This window comes from Caproicibacter fermentans (assembly GCF_014303955.1).
In the GTDB taxonomy this organism is placed as follows: domain Bacteria; phylum Bacillota; class Clostridia; order Oscillospirales; family Acutalibacteraceae; genus Caproicibacter; species Caproicibacter fermentans.
In genome coordinates, this window is record NZ_CP060286.1 from 847334 (window position 1) to 866119 (window position 18786).

Consider the following 18786-nt stretch of genomic DNA (forward strand, 5'->3'; position numbering starts at 1 on the left):
GATAGGAATATGAAAACCCCTTCACTAATAGGGGCAACGCTATATAAGTTGCACTGAAAAGGGAAACAAAGTAAAAGAATATTTACAATTATACAATATAGATTTGGATCTGGAGGTGACAGCACATCGCAGACGATTTTGGGGTGCGGATCGGCATCGAGGGCGAAAAGGCCTTCAAAGACGCGCTCCGCGACATTAACCAGAGTTTCAAAGTCCTCGGTTCCGAGATGCAACTGGTCACCAGCCAGTTTGACAAAAACGACTCCTCCGTGCAGGCCGTCACCGCCCGGAACGAGGTCCTGAATAAAGGAATTGACCAGCAGAAGGGAAAAATTGAAACGCTTCGCGCCGCTTTGCAGAACGCCTCAGATTCTTTCGGCGAAAACGACCGCCGCACCCAAAACTGGCAGATACAGTTGAACAAAGCGCAGGCCGACCTCAACGGCATGGAAAAAGAACTGCGGAAAAACAACAGCGTTCTGGACAGCGCCGGGAAGGAATTCGACGACGCCGAAAAACAGGCAAATCAGTTCGGCAATGAAATCACAAGCGCATCAAAGCAATCGGAAGAAGCATCCGGGCGGTTCGATAAATTGGGCGGTGTCGTCAAGGGGATCGGCGCTTCCCTGGGCGTGGCTCTGGCCGGAATCGGCGCGGCTGCCGTGGGCGCGGGCAAATCGCTGGTGGATGCTTCCGTAAACTCCGCCGCATACGCCGACGAAATCCTCACTCTGTCCGACCAGACGCACGTCGGTACGGAGGCGCTGCAGGCCTACCAATACGCCGCCGAACTGATCGACACACCGCTTGAAACCTTCACCGCGAGCATGGCACGGAATGTCCGGTCTATGGATTCGGCGGCGGGAGGCTCTAAGGAAGTGGCTGCGGCTTACGCAAGGCTTGGCGTTTCGATTCAGGATTCGAACGGACACCTGAGAAACGGTGAGGACGTTTACTGGTCGGCGATCGACGCGCTCGGAAAAATATCCAATGAAACCGAACGGGACGCGCTTTCGATGCAGATCTTCGGAAAATCCGCGCAGGACCTGAATCCGCTGATTGCAAAGGGCAGCGCGGGGATTAAGGAGCTGACCGCCGAAGCACAGAACATGGGCGCGGTCATGTCGGGCGACCAGCTCAATTCGCTCGGAAAGTTCGACGATACGGTCCAGCGTTTGAAATCCGGGGCGGAAGCCGCGAAAAATGTCATGGGAACAGTTCTTCTCCCGCAGATGCAGACGCTCGCCAGCTCCGGCGTGTCGCTGCTCGGGACCTTCACGAAGGGACTTTCGAACGCGGGCGGCGACTGGACAAAAATTTCAGCGGCGATTGCAACGACGATTGGAGGGCTGACCAGTTCCATCCTCGCAGAGCTGCCGAAGGTCGTGCAGGCGGGGCTGGACATTGTGCTGTCAATCGGAAACGCAATCACGGCAAATCTGCCGACGATCATCAATTCGGCGGTTTCTATCGTCATGACGCTGGTGCAGGGACTGGTGAGCGCTTTGCCACAGATCACGCAGGGCGCGCTGCAATTAGTTCTGTCACTGGTGGACGGTATCATCGCCAATCTTCCGCAACTGGTGAACGCTGCGCTGACGATGGTGATTACGCTGGCGTCGGGCATCGGCGACGCACTCCCAAAGCTCATCCCCGCCATGATCGACGCGGTCCTCACCATTGTGAACACGCTTCTCAACAATATGGATAAAGTTCTTTCTGCCGCGTTCAAGATCATCGAAGGGCTGGCGAAGGGCCTGATCAATGCCCTGCCGAAGCTGATCGACCGACTGCCGCAGATCATCGATTCCATTGTGGATTTCATCGTGAACAACCTGCCGCTCATCATCGAAACCGGCGTAAAAATCATCATTGAACTGGCGGCTGGCTTGATCAAGGCAATCCCGACGCTCGTGGCAAAGCTGCCGCAGATCATTTCCGCTTTGGTGAACGGCTTCGGAAAGCTACTCGGCGCATTCAGCAATATCGGGAACAACATCGTATCCGGCATCTGGCAGGGTATTGCCGGGATGAAAGACTGGATTTATGCCAAAGTCCGCGATTTCTTCGGCGGAATCGTTGACAGCGTAAAGGGGTTGCTCGGGATTCACTCCCCGTCGACCGTGTTCGCCGGAATCGGCGGCTTCATGGCGCAGGGACTCGGGCAGGGCTTCAGTAAGGCGATGAACGATGTCTCTGCCGATATGCAGAATTCGATCCCTACAAATTTTAACCTCAATCCTGCACTGGGTGTCGGCGGGTTTACAGGCGGTTCCGCTGGCATGGCGGGAGCCTCCGGCGGTTTTACGCTGCACATCGAGAAGTTCGTCAACAACACGGAAAAGGATATTCAGCGTCTTGCCTATGAATTCGAATTTTATCGGCAGCAGGCAGCGGCGGCAAGGGGGAACGCGTGATGCTGAGCTTCACGTTCGGCGGCAAGGACAGCTTTCAGGACTTCGGCATCTTTGTTGCTTCCCGCCCGCACCTTCCGTCGCCAGAGCGCCGGGTGACCTACATCGACGTGCCGGGAATGGATTCCTGGCTCCGCCGCGACGAAGGCACTTACGGCGACATCACGCTCTCGGTGGAATGCTCCTTTCTCGGCGACCCCGTTCCGAAAATCAGCGCCGTTAAAGGATGGCTTCTGGGCGCTGGCGAAGCTGATCTGACTTTCAGCCACATTCCGGGACGGAAGTATCTCGCGCAGGTGGTGAACAGCATCGACTTTGAAATAGTGCTGAAAATCACCTCGCATTTCGTGATTCTGTTCAACTGCCAGCCGTTTCAATACGCTACGGAGAATACGCCAATTGTTGTGACGGACAGTTCCGGATATGTCCTGTCCAATCCCGGAACAGTGAAAGCTCTTCCGGTCATTAAGGCAATCGGCTCCGGTTCCGGCGCTCTGACGGTGAACGGAAGCACTGTGTCTTTCAGCGACATCGACGGCACGGTGACGCTTGACTCCATGGTTCAGGAAACGTATCAGGACACCGGCACGTCGCTCATCAGCAAGAGTTCCACCAAGACCGGGGATTACCCGATGCTTTTTCCGGATGACAATGTGATCTCGTTCTCCGGCGGGATCACATCCCTTGAAATTACTCCGAACTGGCGGTGGCTGTAATGGTTTTGGTCTATGATTCCAAGACGCAGGAATTTATGAACGATGGGATGGGAACGGTTTCTCCAATCTTGTGTACTGTTTCAGAAGAAATCAACGGCGCGTTTGAACTGGAACTGACGCATCCGGTCGACTCCTTCGGCAAGTGGAAACGGCTCCAGAAAAACAATATCATCCGGGCGAATACACACCGTGGGATTCAAGCGTTCCGTATTTACCGGGTGGTCAAGAATGTTGTCGACGGTACGGTGAAGGTGAATGCCCGGCATATTTTTTATGATCTGCTGGCCAATTTCGTGGAGGATGTCCGACCAACCGGCAAGACCGGTGCGGAAGCCGGACAGCAGATTCTGAGCGGATGCCAGTATCTGACTCCGTTTACCTTCTCAAGCGATATCACACATACAGCCACCGCCTACTATCTCCGCCAGTCTCCGGTGCAGGCGTTCCTCGGTGACACTGATCAGGCATTCATCTCGAAGTGGGAAGGCGAGATCGTCCGGGATAATTTCAGCATCGCCGTCAACACCCGGCTCGGCGCGGACAACGGAGTGCGGATCGCTTACGGAAAGAACATGGCGGGGCTGGAATTTCAGGAGGACGCATCCGGCGTGGCGACGCGGATTCTGCCGACGGCTTTGACAGAGGACAATCAGCTTCTGCTGCTCCCTGAAAAGTATATCGACAGCTCCCATATCTCTGAATATCCGTTTCCCATTGTTGCCATGATGGACACCGGTTTTCAAGTTGGGAAAGAAGTAGACGGCGCTGTTCCGTATCCCACGGTCGATTCCTGCTATACAGCCATGCGGCAGTTCGTTTCTGATCGGTATCTCGCTGGGGCTAACATTCCGAAGCTTTCCCTGTCCGTGGATTTTGTGGATTGGAAGGATATTACCGGGTATGAAAAATATAAATCCCTGCTGACCGTGAATCTCGGCGACGACGTGACGGTCGATTATGCGCCGTTCGGCATCAGCGTCAAGCTCAGGGTGTGCGCGGTATCGTACAACTGCCTGACCGACCGGTTCGAAACGCTGACCGTCGGAGAGAAGCGGATTTCCGTGGTCAATTCCATCAACTCCGCTTCCCAGCAGATCAGTGAAGTGAAGCAGGAGATTACGGTCACGAACCAAACGGTTTCTGGAATTTCCGGCAGTGTGAATGACCTCAACAGCGACGACAAGCTGACCCCAAATGAAAAAAGCGCCGCCCTGCGCGAGTGGAGTTCCTTTGCCAATGAAAAAGGAACGCTCAGCACACAGGCCACGGCGCTCGGAATCACAACTGAGTATTCCGGTTATAACGCCGCGTTCCAGCTTCTGTCCAATTATCTGAACGGCGGCGCGCTGTTCACGACCGGAATTCCGCTATGGCTGGATTCCGACCACCTTAGTGTGACCACCGACATCAGCGGCACACAGTATCGGCAGAAATTTGAGGATTACTATGCTGCCCGAAACACTCTGGTTCAGGCGATTACCACAAAGCTCAAGGCGCTGTCTGATACCGCACAGAACGGCGTCAACGCCAACACGGGCGAAATCACGACGATCAATTCGACGCTCACGACGGTTCAGACCGATGTAAACGGCCTGCAGACTTCGGTTTCCAGCATCGACGACCAGATTTCCAACACCGAGGACGGCATCGCGCTCCGGCTTTCGAATGCGGAATCAACCATTGAACAGCACAGCGCTTCCATCGTCACAAAAGTGGAAAGCAGCACGTTCGACGGATATGTTTCAGAAAATGACGCGCAGCTTACCGATGTCGATACTCGACTTACCACGATGCAGCAAACTGTGGACGGCTTGTCGCTTTCGATCAGCCAAACCGGCTACCGGAACCTGCTGAAGAATTCGGCGGGCCGGAACGGGCTGACCTTCTGGTATACGACCGGCACGGTCGCTGCCGTTTCCAATACGGACACCTCAAACAACACGGTCAGCAATTCCGCGTTCCAATTGGCGGAGGATAGTATCCTTTCGCAGGATTTCTCCCTGAAATTCAACGCGGCACACACGGTTTCTCTTCTTTTGCGGGCTTCCGGCTCCGGCGGAACAGTTACGGTCAGCATCACGCAGAACAGCGCCGAGACCGTTCTGTACGACAATACCGACACCGGCACGGACTGGACGTTTGTCACCTTTTCCTTTAATTCTCTGGATACGGTCTGCACCATTAAAATTACAGCTTCCATCGAAATTCTCGCGTCTGATCTGATCGTTTCCGAAGGCACAAACGTCGCTCCGTGGGTACAATCCGACGAGGAGCTTTACACAACCAATTTCATTGCGGATGGCACCGGTCTGACGATTGGGAGCAACACCACAGATATGAAGGCGCATATCTCCACATCCGCATTTGAAATCTATCGCGGCGACGATCTGCGTATCAATGTCGCGCCGGACGGGACGCGCCTGCAGAAAACCATCATTGAGGATGACCTTACGGTCGGCAGCGTCAAAGAAATCGTGCGGGCCGGAGTCGGAGTGGACTTTGTGGTGATATAGGGAGAAGCAGTATGAGTGAAATCGTAAGCGCCCTGCAGAACGGATCGCAGATTAAGGTTGTGTATTCCTACACCCAGAATATCTCCGCGAACACGTCGGCCATCACCGCTTCCCTGTACGTTCACCGCGACAGCTACGGACCGTCGTATGCCGATTTCTGTACCGCGTATATCAACATCAACGGCACTCGGGCTATGACATACACAGCGGGCTTCACCATCGGATCGAGCTGGGTGCAGATCGGCAGCACCGTTACCGCGACCGTCGCGCACAATGCCGACGGTACCAAAATTGTCAACATCGCCGGATACTTTAATTCCAGCGTCACCTCAAAACTCGAAAATCTCAGTGTTTCCCAGAACATCACACTGGCGACAATTCCGAGGGCGAGCCAAATCACGGCATCCTCCGGTTCCTTCAACATCGGCAGTTCCATTACGATCTACACGAACCGGAAAAGTACTTTCTTCACGCATGCCCTGAATTTGTATTTCGGCGGCCATGCCACGACGATCACCTACGATATTACCGACAGCTACACTTGGAACACCTCCGGGTGGGCCTCGGCCATGTACCAGCAGATCCCGAACACGAACACCGGAACCGGCACGCTGCGGCTCATCACCTATGACGCGGGCAATAACGTGGTCGGATACACGGAACTGGGAATTACAGCCCATGTGGTCAACAGCAATCCGTCGTTCACCGATTTCTCCTATGCCGATGTGGATTCCAATACCGTCGCGCTGACAGGCGATTCTTCACAAATCGTCCAGACAAAATCCAATCTCCGGGTGACCGTGACCGGCGCGGCGGCACAGAATTACGCGACCGTTTCCTCCTACCGGGTACAGTACGGCTCCAAGACGGTAACGAGCAGTTCCAATGTCATCAGCTTCGGAACCGTGTCCGCGAGCGACAGTCTGATTGTGACTGTTGTCGACAGCCGGGGCAACACAGCTCAGCAGAGCGTCGCCGTCACGACGATTGCCTATTCCCCGCCGGTGATTTCTTCCGTTTCACTCTCGCGCGTGAACAACATCGAAGCCGGAACGGTGCTGGAATGCGCCGGGACATACGCTGCCTACATGGTAACGAAAAGCCAGTATTTTCTGAAATACCGGTACAAGACAACTTCTTCCAGCACATGGAGCGAATACGTCTCCGTCACGCCAACCGTGAGCGGCGGCGATTTTTCGTTCAACGCCAACATCGGGAACTTCGATATCAACTCGTCATTCAACTTTGAGATCGTGGCTTCGGATTACTACTCCGCAACCACACAACCGGCCTTACTGCCTACGGCAAAGCCGGTTCTTTCGATCCGCGACGGACAGATCGGCGTCAACAAAATCCCGGAAAACGGGGCGCTGGACGTCAGCGGCGACGTTTATATCTCCGGTTCCAAGGCTTACAGCGACGGCTATCATCCCAGCGCCGATACCGTGGGCGGGCTGCACATTCTGCGCGGCGCGGCTTCCGGGACCACTGCCACACAGACGGCCTACGGTTCCATCTACTACTCGGCGGATATCAACATCAGCTTCGGAACGACTTTACCGGTGGTTCCGTATGTTCTGACGTCGTTCAACACGAACGGCTTTGGCTACTGCGTCATCAAAAGCACAAGTACGACCGGGTTCACAGTCAAAATCACCAATGAGGTCACATCCTCAGGTGTAAACTGGGGAATCCACTGGCTCGCAATCTATGGATCGTAACAGCTGAAAAGCAAAGCGCAATATTGCAGATGGAACACCTGATTTTTGCCCTTTAGAACAATGCGGGTGAAGTCCGTCAAAATTATGTAGAAAATTCCATCCGGCGATTCTTTCGCATCCACTTGATGTTCCTGCCTTTCAGAGCTATACTACCTTTGATAGGATTTTGCGGGTTCGTTCGGTACTGTGAATCAAAGCATTTGGAGGACATGCTCGTTTGTCCACAACAGGGGATTGGTTTTAGGAATCAAAACTTCAGGAATGGCGGCGTTTGCATGGACAAACTGTTAAATTTTTACTTACTTAGCAAATCTTAACTCTATGGGACCGCAAAGACCGCATGAGCATGGCAAGCGGACTTGAGGTCCGCGTCCCCTATGCGGACCACCGGATTGTGGAGTATGTTTTCAACGCCCCCTGGAGCTACAAATGTCCCGACAATGTCGTGAAGGGTCTTCTGCGGGACGCCGCCCGCCCCTGGCTGCCTGAAGACGTCCGCACACGCCGGAAGAGCCCCTACCCGAAAACGCATAACCCCGCATATGAACGAATTCTCCGCCGCAGACTGGACCTAGTGATGAAAGATCCGGAGGAGCCGCTTCATCTTCTGGTGAATTCCGCGGCGGTTGAGCAAATGCTAAGTGAAAAATCGGATTACGGGAAACCGTGGTTCGGGCAGCTGATGGCGGGGCCGCAGATGATGGCATATCTTCTGCAGATCAACTATTGGATGAAAAAATATGAAATTGAAATCGAATTATAACCTTAAAAAACCTGCCGGGGTAAAAACCCGGCAGGTAACTAATTTTGCTCTGTCATTTACTGTTTGGCGAAATCCGGCTCAGATGCCACCATGACTCCCGATTCGTCAAACGTATAAGTCACCCCGTCGATCGTACGCGACGTGCCGACTATATATTGTCCGTTTTCATAATAATACTGATCCCCTTCAAAGGTGACGAACCCATTTTCCGGGTAACTGATTTGAGGAAGTTTAAACCATTTGGTCCAGTGATAACTGCCGCCGATCACGCTGCCGTATTTCATGTTCTTTCCGGAACAACGGTTGTCCACCGATTTATTTCCTCCCACATAAACTCCTACGTGACCCGGGCTGTAAAGAATCAGTCCGTGAATGCGCGGCAGTGTGGCAGCATCGGCCAGGTCGATGCTGCCTTTCACTTTCGCTGAGGCGAGCATGGAAGTCGAACTGCCGGCAACGGAAATCAGCCCCGGATCCGGGTCACAGTCATCACCCTGCCACCAAAGATAGGATTTGACCAGACCGGAACAGTCGGTGGAACGGGATCCGTCGATATACTGGCCATAGTCCCCGTATTGGTATTTCCATCCTTCCTGATAGGCCTTCAGAACATGTTCCGACAGACCGACGCCCGTCTTTGCCTCCGCGGCCGACGCGGGCACCGCCTGAAAAGCCAAAACGCCCCACAAGGCAAAATTCATCAAGAGCGCGGCAACAAAAACAAATCCCCGTTTTGATCTCATGGCGCATCCTTCTTCCGATTACGAACTTTTAACAACTGTTACAATTTAGTAACATAATATCACATAAAGGTAACAGCTGCAACAGAAAAAGGACATGCAGGAACAAATTTGTAATATCTTTACAAAGAAAAGGAAATAGTTTTTGTAATATTTACCTATTCATGAAGAAGAAACGCGACAATCTCTTCGGTGTGCATGGAACGGGAGCCCTTAATAAGAACGGAATCACCGGGCCTCAGTAATGTTTTCAGCGCTTCGCAGGCCTGACGGTTATCGCCGCATACGCGGCAATCCATGTCGAAGCGGACGGCTCGCGCTCCTTCCGTCATGAGGGCGGCACGCTCTCCAACAGTGATGAGTACGTCTACGCCGGAATTCGCGGCGAATTCGCCCACATTCCGGTGTGCTTCGGCGGAATAGCTGCCCAGCTCCAGCATATCGGCCAGCACGGCCACCCGCTTTCCGCTTTTCAGGGATTTCAGAACCCCAAGGCTGCTTTTTGCCGAGTCCGGACTTGAATTATAACTGTCGTCCAGGATGGTTATGCCGTTTGCACGGAGGAGCTGCTGCCTCATGGCGGGCGCGCGATAGTTTGAAAGTGCCGCCGCGGCATCGGCCAGCGGTACGCCGAGCTGATCGGCAACGGCAAGTCCCGCAAGCGCATTGAGAACATGGTGCGTTCCGATCATGGGAAGCGATACCTCTCCCGCCTCTCCATTCGGAGCCATGTATTGGAAACGGGTCGACTCCCCCGCGGCTTCGATTCCCTCCGCCCGAAAGTCGCAGTCTTCTCCCGTTCCGAACAAAACGGTTTTAAAAGGAAGAGTTCCGGCAAGGCCGCGCAGCATTTCATCGTCCCCGTTTAAAAACAGTACGGAACCCGGATGAAACCGGTCGGTGATATGCAGTTTCTCCGCCAAGATATTCCGGCGGCTTCCCAGATGCTCGATGTGGGAAACGCCGATGTTTGTCATCACCGCATAATCCGGCGCGGCGATTTCCGTAATCCGGCTCATTTCCCCGAATTCGCTCATCCCCATTTCGACGACCGCGGCGCCGTATTCTTCGGAAAGGCGGAACACCGTCAGAGGAACCCCGACCTGGCTGTTGTTGTTCCCGCGGGTTTTCATCACATTCAGCCCCGCCGAAAGAGCCAGGGCCACCATTTCTTTCGTGGACGTTTTCCCCACGCTGCCCGTGATGCCGACAACCGGCAGGGAAAATCGCTTTCTGTACTCGGCGGCGATGCGCTGGAGCGCGTCCTTCGTGTCGCCGACGGCGATCCAGGCGCCCGGACCGCCCGCCGACTGATGCTCCTGGGTCAGAACAGCCGCAGCGCCCGCTTCCAGAACGGAGGGGATGAATTCATGTGCGTCCACCCGCTCGCCGCAGATCGGGACAAACAGCGCCCCCGGGGCAACTTCGCGGCTGTCCGTTGAAACCGACGTCACTTCGGCGGCCGGGCTGCCGCAGAGTAGCCGGCCTCCGCACGCCGATACCATTTCAGAAACCGTCATTTTCATAGAATCCCCTCACAGCTTTCCGTTTAGAATATCGGCAACGACCTCGCGCTCATCCAAATGATACTTGACGCCCTTAATTTCCTGATAATCCTCATGCCCCTTTCCGGCAAGAACAATCACGTCGCCGTCCTGAGCGTTTTCCATACAGTATTTGATCGCCTGTTTCCTGTCTGGGATGACGACGTATTTTCCTCCGGTTTTGTCAATTCCCGTGCGAATGTCGGCAATGATGTCCATCACGTCCTCGTCGCGTGAATTGTCCGCCGTTAAAACGGACAGGTCCGCAAGCCTTCCGCTTTCCTCCCCCATTTCGAACCTGCGGGAACGCGCGCGGTTTCCGCCCGCGCCAAACATGCAGACAAGCCTTTTCGGGTGATATTCCCGCAGGGTTTCCAGAATATTTCTCATTGCGAGAGCATTGTGGGCGTAGTCGATGAGAAGGGTGTAATTACCGGGAACCTTGACCGGCTCCACACGTCCGCAGACTTTTACGTTTTCCAACCCCGTCGCGGATATTCTGTTCCGTAACCGGAAAGTGCAGGCAGACGGCTACGGCCGCCAACGCGTTGTAAACGCTGAACCTGCCCGGAATCCCGACTTCCACGCCGGAAAAATTCAGCCTTCCGGAAAGGTTGAACCTGACCCCCAGAAACCCCTTGCGGGAAACAAGCTCTTCCTTTTCCGCAATCAGCTCGGCCTTCGGCGAAAAGCCGAAAGTTTCCAGCGCACAGGTATGCCCTTCCACGATCCCGCTCCAGTTCTCATCGTCCACATTGATCACCCCGATCTTGCACATACGGAACAACAGACGTTTGCAGGCCATGTATTCCGCAAGGTCCTTGTGCTCATTGCCGCCGATATGGTCCGGAGAAAAATTGGTGAATACCCCGTAATCGAATCGGATTCCGGATAAGCGATGTCCTCTCAGCCCGATGGAGGATGCCTCCATGACAACCGCCTTACAGCCTTCATCCGCCATCCATCGAAGATACGACTGGATTTCATAGGATTCGGGGGTCGTGTTGTCCGTTTTGATCACCCGGTCCCCGATCACCGCTCCGATTGTGCCGATGACGCCGGTCTTGATTCCGGCTGTTTCCAGAATCGACCGGACCATATAGGAAACGGTGGTCTTTCCTTTCGTTCCCGTAATCCCCACAACCGTCATTTCGCGCGCCGGATACCCGAACCATGCCGCGGAAATCAGCGCCATGGCAAGGCGCGTGTCCGGCACCATAACGACGCTCGCACCGCCGGCCTCAACCGGGCGCTGTGCTACAATCGCGGCAGCGCCGGCCTTTGCCGCTGTTCCCGCAAATTGATGGCTGTCGACCGCAGACCCGCACAGGCAGATAAAAAGGCTCCCCCGTTTCACCTGTCTCGAATCATAAACCACATCCGTTATTTCCAGATCCGTGCGCCCGGAACAGGTAAAGTCCAGATCCCGGATTAAATCCGCCAAAAGCATGAAAACGCCTCCGCTGTCATATTGTTTTATGGATGAAATTTCCTGAATTATACCGTAAGAAAATGGCTGTGTCAATATTCCCCGCCAGTTTGCAAAAGCTGTATCATCCAAGAACTTCTTCGGTATTAGTATGAATAAATCATACGGAAAAATGTTTACAGAAAGGAAAAATCCATCTGATGTTTCAGCTTGTACTAGGAAAAATATTCACCCGACACTTTCCTTATTTTGTATGATTTTTTTACTCTGTCATAAAATTGTATGGTTACAAGTCGATTGATTTCGTGTTATTTTATAATTAAGTTTTACCCTTGCAGGCCGATTATGAGGAAAGGAAGCAGATCTTTATGGGTACTGTAAACGAGAAGCTGGAGTCCTACGGATTGAAAAAAGTGCTGAACTACCTGGACAGCAATCCGGAGGAAAATGTGCCGAAGCTGATCGGCTGGCTGAAAAAATTCGATCGGGACGGCCTTTACCAAAGCGCGTATGAAATGGTTGACGGCTTTATTAAGGATCCGGAGAATAACTGGAACCGTCTTATCCTAAGCCTTTATTCCGATATAGACGAAAGCGTCCGGAGAAAAACTTTTGAGAATTTTCTGATCAATTCCGCCATTCTGGGCAGTCAGAAAAAAAACAAGCTCGTGGAAAAATACGACTGCAACATACCATGGGCCATCCTCATGGATCCGACCTCCGCCTGCAATCTGCACTGCATCGGGTGCTGGGCGGCGGAATACGGAAACCGGCTGAACCTGAGTTTTGATACTCTGGACGACATTGTTCGCCAGGGGAAGGAACTGGGCACATACATGTATATTTTCTCCGGCGGAGAGCCGTTGGTAAGAAAAGACGATATCATCAGGCTGTGTGAAAAACACAACGACTGTGAGTTCCTGGCTTTTACCAACGGAACTCTGATTGACGAGCAATTTGCAGACGAAATGCTGCGGGTCAAGAATTTTGTTCCCGCCATCAGTATTGAGGGATTTGAGAAGGAAACTGATTTTCGCCGCGGAGAGGGGACCTATCAGGCCGTCATCCGCGCGATGAAGCTTCTCAAAGGCAAAAGGCTTCCGTTCGGCGCTTCGCTGTGCTATACGCGGCAGAATGCGGAAACCATCGGCAGCGAGGAATATTTCGATCATCTGATCGAGCTGGGATGCAAATTCGCCTGGCTGTTCACTTACATGCCGGTCGGAGTGGACGCCAAGCCGGAGCTCATGGCAACGGCGGACCAACGCAAATTCATGTACGATCAGGTGCGGAAGTTCCGCGGAACAAAGCCCTTGTTCACACTGGACTTTTGGAACGACGGAGAATTTGTCAACGGATGCATCGCGGGAGGGAGGCAGTATCTTCATATCAACGCGAACGGCGATATCGAACCCTGCGCCTTTATCCATTACGCGGACTCCAACATTCATGAAAAGACATTACTGGAGGCATACCGGTCGCCGCTGTTCATGCAGTACCGCAGAAACCAGCCGTTTAACCGGAACCAGCTCCGTCCGTGCCCGCTGCTCGACAACCCGGGCAGGCTTTCGCAAATCGTGAAAAAATCCGGAGCGGTCTCCACGGATCTGGCTCACCCCGAAAACGTGGATCAGCTGACGGAAAAATGTGTGGAATCAGCAAAGGCATGGGCACCCGTCGCAAAGGAAATCTGGGAAAACAGCGAAGGCCGCGAACGGGCAGACTGGAAAGCGGATCGGGAAGCGCAGCAGAAAGCCCAGATTGAAAAAAAAGTTCAGGAAAAGGAAAGCAGAAAAAAGATTAAGGTATCCATGTGATAGAATCTTCATACGAAAGGGACTGTTTCGCGATGAGACAGTCCCTTCCCTTATGCTGTTTTATTGCTTTCCGTTTTCTATCAAAGCATAAAGCTTGTTAATCTCGTCTTCATTGGTGAAATCACACCCGGACAGCGCCCGCGCGTATTTTTCCCGCAGTTCTCCATCCTTTGCAAGGCTTTCCAGACCCTGTTCCACTCCTTCGGTCGTCATCGGCACAATCAGCCCGTTTTCACCCGAGGTGATCTGGTCGGAGGCGGTGGAAAAATCCGTGAGCAAAATCGGACGGCAAAGCACCATCGCCTCGTCTACGGCAATGGCTTTCCCTTCGAAACGCGACGGCTGCATATAAATGTCGCATTCCCTGACAAAGGGATAAGGGTTGCCGCGCTCTCCCAGAAAAACGACGCAATCCTCCGCTCCAAGCTGAGCCGCATGCTGTTTCAGGCTTTCCTCCTCCGGTCCGACACCGATCACATACCACCGCAGGCGAGTCCCTTTCCGATTCAAAGCAACGACGGCAGGCATTGCCAGATCAAGCCCCTTCTGATGAGAAAGCCGCGCAATGGACAGTACCCGGATTCCGGCGTATCCATCGTCGAATCCCTTTTCTCTTTCCGCCATGGAGCGCAGAAAATTCGAGGATATAATATTGTAAATCACGTGGAATTTTTCAGAATAACCGGGGAAAGTTTTTTCCAGAGCCGTTTTGCAGGATTCCGACACCGTACAGAGCGCGTCCAACTTTGCAACATAAGGAAGGTCGAAATTCCTGCAAAGGCCCATTGCCGTATAATCGCCGTGAATGAATCCGATTTTTACGCCCGCATTCACTTTCTCGACGGCGTAATAAAGCGGCTGCCCTTCCATAAACGCGACGACCGCGTCATACCGCTCCCCGGCCGGGCGGACAAAACGCCGCTCAATTTCCCACATTCTTGAAAGCCGTTCCCCCATCGTGCCGCGAAGCCCGACAAAGCTGACCAGCAGACGGCAAATGGCCAGAAGCGGGTGTCCGCTGGATACAAGAGCCGGAAATGCTTTGCGGATATTGAGCCGGTATTCCTGCGGAAACAACGGCGGCAAAACATGGACCTTTTCCGGTACACGGCTGAAAAACAGCCCCTCGTTCGCGAACAGCTGCAGATCCACCTCATAATTTTTATCATCAAACAGTGACAACACCGTTACCAGGCTTTTTTCGATTCCGCCGCTGTGCAGACTGTAGTTGACAAAAAGGATTTTCTTCCGTTCAGGCATGGTAAAACTCCCAAGGATTTATTTTTTTCGGGTATCTCCCATTAATACGCGTGAATACGCGCTGTAAAACAGATAGACAAGGGGCGTAAACCCGGACCGGATAACCGCCAGAATGATTCGGTCGGCCCTGCTTCCGTATTTCAGGTAATCGGAATGAACAGCTTCCCTTGCATACGGATTTTTCAGGATCGAGCGAATTTCGCGATATCTCATTAAAAATCCGGCGGGATTTTTTGGAGAAAAGCAGTTGATCAGGGACGAGTGGACCGCAGAGCGCAAAAACCACGCAAGATGCCTTTTTGCGTACCTCTCATACAGTCCCTGTTCCGTCAGGATCCTGCGGATAACCGAATAGCACTGGGTCATCATCTCCATTTTGTGCGGACGATAGCGCGTGCTGAGCGAGTCCGGATTGTAGCGGTAATGATAATAAGCTCCGCCTACAACCAGAAGGCGTTCCGCGGCACAATGCGCCATGACGGACGCCTGCATATCCTCCAGCATGATTTCCCGTTCGTCGCCAAACCGGATCCCGTTCTCAAGGTACCAGCTGCGCAGATACATGCGGCGCCAGGCACAGCCCAGCATTTCCACGTGGCGCCAGGCGCTGTCTTCACGGTCCGGCCCGACCAGTTCCGTAATCAGAAGTTCCTTTACTTCGTCGCCGAATTCCGGATAATTGATAGGAAGCTTGCAGACGCGCTGTTCACCGTCCTGAAGATTTTCCCGGATAAAGTTAAAAAGCACAAGATCCGCCTGATATTCGACCGCGGCCGAATATAGATTTTTCAGCATGTTTTCGTCGATCCAGTCATCGGAATCGACAAACAGCAGATAGTCCCCCCCGGCGTGTTCCACGCCGTAATTTCTCGTATTCCCCAGCCCGCTGTGGGGTTTGTCCAACACACGGACGCGTCCGTCCCTGGAATACTTCCGGGCAATTTCCAGCGAGCGGTCGGTGGAAGCATCGTTAACTAAAAGGACTTCAAAGTCGGAAAAGGTCTGATTCAGGATGCTGCCGACGCAGCGCTCCAGATATTTTTCCACATTATAGATCGGTACGATCACACTGATTTTTGGCACTGTTTATCCCTCGTATTCTTCCGCCGGAAATTCGGAATCATCACAGCGGCAATCATATTTGGACTCAGCGGCTTTGTACGTACTTCCGCGGGCAGGAAGCCGCCCGCTTTGAACAATCCGCGGGCAAAGAAACTCCCCGGACTTCTACCTTCAGGATTCCGGGAATTGCCGCCGATCCGGTCCTCAGAAATTTCATACTGTTCCTCCCCCGCCGCGCTCTGCCGCACGACTGTCAGTAATCTTTTCCTGAATTATTTTCAGTTTGGATTATTATAGCATTGACCGCTCCGAATTACAAGTAAACGCCTGCTGTATTCTCCCCGCGAAGGTTGAAATTGGATGCGGTCTATGCTATGCTTTATGGGATGCGATAGACATCATTGGAGAGAGATTTTTATGAATTATTGTCTGGTATTGCTGACAAAAAAATATCCGTTTGATTCCGGAGAGGAATTTATAGAAAATGAAATTCCTATCCTCGCCAAAACGTTTCGGCACGTTGTTTTAATTGCAACCTCGGTTTCCGACCGGGGCGAACAGACCCGGCCGGTTCCGGACAACGTGGAGATTCACGCTCTGCGCGCTTCCGGAATTCGCCGTTCTCTTCTGCCATCCCTTGCCGGCTCCTTTTTGCTTCCCCTCCCGGCGGTTGTTTCGGGGCTCGACCGCAAAGAAGCGAAAGAGTCCTTTCGAAGAAAGCTGTTTTGCCTGTACTTTCTGGCAAAGGCCGGGCAGGTATACAAAAGATGCCGAAAAATATTGTTCGACAAGCATCTGGACTCTTATGACGGCGTCACCTTTTACAGCTACTGGCTTTATGACACCGCCCTGGCGGCGGCGAACCTGAAACGGGAATTCGGCTTGAAAAACAGCCGTGCGGTCAGCCGCGCGCACCGCTATGATCTTTATGCGGAACAAAACCCGTCCGGATTCCTTCCGATGCGTGAGTACCTTCTCCAGAATCTGGACAAGGTTTATCCCTGTTCTGTGGACGGTGAAAACTATCTTGTTGAGCGGCACCCGCAATTTTCCAAAAAAATTCGAACGGCCTATTTGGGAACCCGGGATCACGGCGTTTCACCCGAAAAGGAAAGCGATGTCTTTCACCTGGTCAGCTGCTGTCACATCTCCCCGGTGAAACGGGTCGACCTGCTCGCCCGCTCTCTTGCGACGCTGAAGGAAAGCGGCCTGAAACTGAAATGGACGCATTTCGGGGGCGGCGAGGGACTCGAGGGCCTTCAAAACTACGCGAAAGAAAATCTGAGTTTCATGGAATGCCGTTTTGAGGGCGAAACCGGCAATGCCAGCCTGATGGAGTATTACAAAAAAACGCCGATCGACTGTTTTGTGAATACCAGCAGTTCCGAAGGGCTGCCCGTCAGTATTATGGAAGCCATATCCTTCGGCATCCCCGTCATTGCGACCGACGTGGGCGGCACGGTGGAAATTGTAAGGCCTGATCAGAACGGCTGGCTTCTTCCGGCTGATTTCAGCCCGGAACAACTCGCCGGCAAAATAGAATTACTGTGCCGGATGCCGCCGGAAGCACGCAAGAAAATGCGCAACGCAAGCCGCGGCCTGTGGACTGAAAATTTTTGCTCCGAACAGAACTATTCGAACTTCGCGGCTGAAATATCCGCCAAAAATCCTTAACGTATGTAGACTCCGCCGATCGGCGGAGTCTTTTTATTAAAATATATTTGCGATACTTGGAATTTCGGACTCATTCAAATAGGAAATCTGCTCGATGCTGCGATCACAGTCCGCAAGGAACTGTTCCGTGCCTCCGTACTGGCAGAGCATAGGCAGCCCGGCCAGCGTCTGATCGATTGCCTCAAGTTTGGAGTGAGGCATATAAGTGCAAAGAACCGTGTGCATGGAGCGCCAGTCGTCCCCTGCTTTGCGGCTCAGCTGAACCGCTGTTTCGGTTTCTCCGCGCAGTTCCGCGCTTTTTGCCTCCGTAACGGTTTGAATCATCCGGGTGCTGATTTGATTGGTATAGATGGTCCCCAGGATACAAACGCCTGTAAGAACAATAAAAATGCCCAGTGAAATCCAGACGCGTTTCACTTTCCCTCCTCCTTTTTCACAATGAAAAAGTCGCCCTTGGTATTGGCAGTCATAAGAAAAACATCCTCGGTGGAAAGATGCTGTCCCCGCAGGACGCCGTCAAGCCAGTCTTTATTTTTTTGGCATAGCTGCAGCGAAAAATCTGAAATAACGCCGTCGCTGACCACAACGGTCTCAATCCCGTTGTCCGGAAGAGGAACCGCCAGCATCCCTGCCGTCGGCTGTTCCTTTTCCGGTTTTTTGATCACACTCATCTTGCCGTTGGTCTCAACAATCGCATAGGCAACATCCTGAATGCTGAACACGTTTTTCTGCCGAAGCTGCTCACTCAGGTCTTCCGTCGTCATTCGCAGGCGTTTCATCTCATTCTGCTGAACTACACCGTTGTTTATGACAATGATCGGCTTGCCGCAGACAAGCTTGCGGAATTTTACATTTTTCAGCATCAGCGCGGAAATGACGATTTCAAACATAACCAGCGCTGCGATCGGAATCAGTCCGCTGGCAAGCGGCTGCCCGGAATCCTGCATCGGTATGGAAGCAATATCCGATATCAGCAGAGTTACAACCAGTTCACTGGTCTGCAGTTCGCTGATCTGCCGTTTTCCCATCAGGCGCACCGCCAAAATAACCACCGCATACAACATTAATGTGCGGATAAAAGAAATTGTCATTCTTATCACCGCAGTTAGTATAAACGGCAGATTCCACATTAT

General features: G+C 52.9%; 15 protein-coding genes. 7 read left to right on the forward strand and 8 right to left on the reverse strand.

What is annotated here, in order from left to right; genetic code table 11:
• Positions 1–125 precede the first annotated feature (125 nt).
• From HCR03_RS04160 to HCR03_RS04180, 5 genes are all read left to right on the forward strand, one after another.
• Positions 126–2417, forward strand: a complete 2292-nt coding sequence (locus tag HCR03_RS04160) for a phage tail protein (protein WP_187038008.1) — start codon at positions 126–128, stop codon at positions 2415–2417.
• Positions 2417–3130 carry a distal tail protein Dit gene (locus HCR03_RS04165; protein ID WP_187036773.1) on the forward strand — a complete coding sequence of 238 codons (714 nt, stop codon included), beginning with the start codon at positions 2417–2419 and terminating at the stop codon, positions 3128–3130. The genes HCR03_RS04160 and HCR03_RS04165 overlap by 1 nt, the downstream gene beginning before the upstream one ends.
• Complete coding sequence (locus tag HCR03_RS04170) at positions 3130–5643, forward strand: phage tail spike protein (RefSeq protein WP_187036775.1); 2514 nt, start codon at positions 3130–3132, stop codon at positions 5641–5643. The genes HCR03_RS04165 and HCR03_RS04170 overlap by 1 nt, the downstream gene beginning before the upstream one ends.
• Positions 5644–5654: 11 nt before the next feature.
• Complete coding sequence (locus HCR03_RS04175; RefSeq protein WP_187036778.1) at positions 5655–7364, forward strand: DUF859 family phage minor structural protein; 1710 nt, start codon at positions 5655–5657, stop codon at positions 7362–7364.
• Between the two features lie 346 nt (positions 7365–7710).
• The gene (locus HCR03_RS04180) at positions 7711–8127 is read left to right on the forward strand and encodes an asparagine synthase-related protein (protein WP_233452644.1); all 417 of its coding nucleotides are present in this window, start codon (positions 7711–7713) and stop codon (positions 8125–8127) included.
• 56 nt (positions 8128–8183) lie between these two features.
• Here the strand turns inward: HCR03_RS04180 and HCR03_RS04185 are convergent, their stop codons facing one another.
• The 4 genes from HCR03_RS04185 to HCR03_RS04195 form a co-directional block, all read right to left on the reverse strand.
• On the reverse strand, positions 8184–8870 hold the full coding sequence (locus HCR03_RS04185) for a hypothetical protein (protein ID WP_156989480.1): 687 nt from the start codon (positions 8868–8870) through the stop codon (positions 8184–8186).
• Between the two features lie 155 nt (positions 8871–9025).
• Positions 9026–10393 (reverse strand): UDP-N-acetylmuramoyl-tripeptide--D-alanyl-D-alanine ligase, encoded by a 1368-nt coding sequence (locus HCR03_RS04190; protein ID WP_187036780.1) that lies wholly within the window; start codon positions 10391–10393, stop codon positions 9026–9028.
• 9 nt (positions 10394–10402) lie between these two features.
• The gene (locus HCR03_RS20470) at positions 10403–10894 is read right to left on the reverse strand and encodes a glutamate ligase domain-containing protein (protein ID WP_407926835.1); all 492 of its coding nucleotides are present in this window, start codon (positions 10892–10894) and stop codon (positions 10403–10405) included.
• Positions 10842–11861: a Mur ligase family protein gene (locus HCR03_RS04195; RefSeq protein WP_407926836.1), complete on the reverse strand. Its 1020-nt coding sequence runs from the start codon at positions 11859–11861 to the stop codon at positions 10842–10844. Before HCR03_RS04195 ends, HCR03_RS20470 begins: the two co-directional genes overlap by 53 nt.
• Before the next feature lie 347 nt (positions 11862–12208).
• Here HCR03_RS04195 and HCR03_RS04200 point away from each other — a divergent pair, with 347 nt between their 5' ends.
• Entirely contained in the window at positions 12209–13657 is a 1449-nt protein-coding gene (locus tag HCR03_RS04200; RefSeq protein ID WP_066643418.1) for a radical SAM protein, read from the forward strand.
• 60 nt (positions 13658–13717) lie between these two features.
• Here the strand turns inward: HCR03_RS04200 and HCR03_RS04205 are convergent, their stop codons facing one another.
• Positions 13718–14917, reverse strand: a complete 1200-nt coding sequence (locus tag HCR03_RS04205) for a glycosyltransferase (protein WP_187036782.1) — start codon at positions 14915–14917, stop codon at positions 13718–13720.
• A gap of 18 nt (positions 14918–14935) precedes the next feature.
• Positions 14936–16000, reverse strand: a complete 1065-nt coding sequence (locus HCR03_RS04210) for a glycosyltransferase family 2 protein (protein ID WP_066643413.1) — start codon at positions 15998–16000, stop codon at positions 14936–14938.
• 396 nt (positions 16001–16396) lie between these two features.
• Here HCR03_RS04210 and HCR03_RS04215 point away from each other — a divergent pair, with 396 nt between their 5' ends.
• Positions 16397–17653: a glycosyltransferase gene (locus tag HCR03_RS04215; protein WP_066643409.1), complete on the forward strand. Its 1257-nt coding sequence runs from the start codon at positions 16397–16399 to the stop codon at positions 17651–17653.
• A gap of 36 nt (positions 17654–17689) precedes the next feature.
• Here HCR03_RS04215 and HCR03_RS04220 read toward each other — a convergent pair whose 3' ends face one another.
• Both HCR03_RS04220 and HCR03_RS04225 read right to left on the reverse strand, forming a co-directional pair.
• Complete coding sequence (locus HCR03_RS04220) at positions 17690–18070, reverse strand: DUF4363 family protein (protein WP_066643407.1); 381 nt, start codon at positions 18068–18070, stop codon at positions 17690–17692.
• Positions 18067–18744, reverse strand: a complete 678-nt coding sequence (locus HCR03_RS04225; protein ID WP_066643406.1) for a DUF421 domain-containing protein — start codon at positions 18742–18744, stop codon at positions 18067–18069. The genes HCR03_RS04220 and HCR03_RS04225 overlap by 4 nt, the downstream gene beginning before the upstream one ends.
• Between the last annotated feature and the right edge of the window lie 42 nt (positions 18745–18786).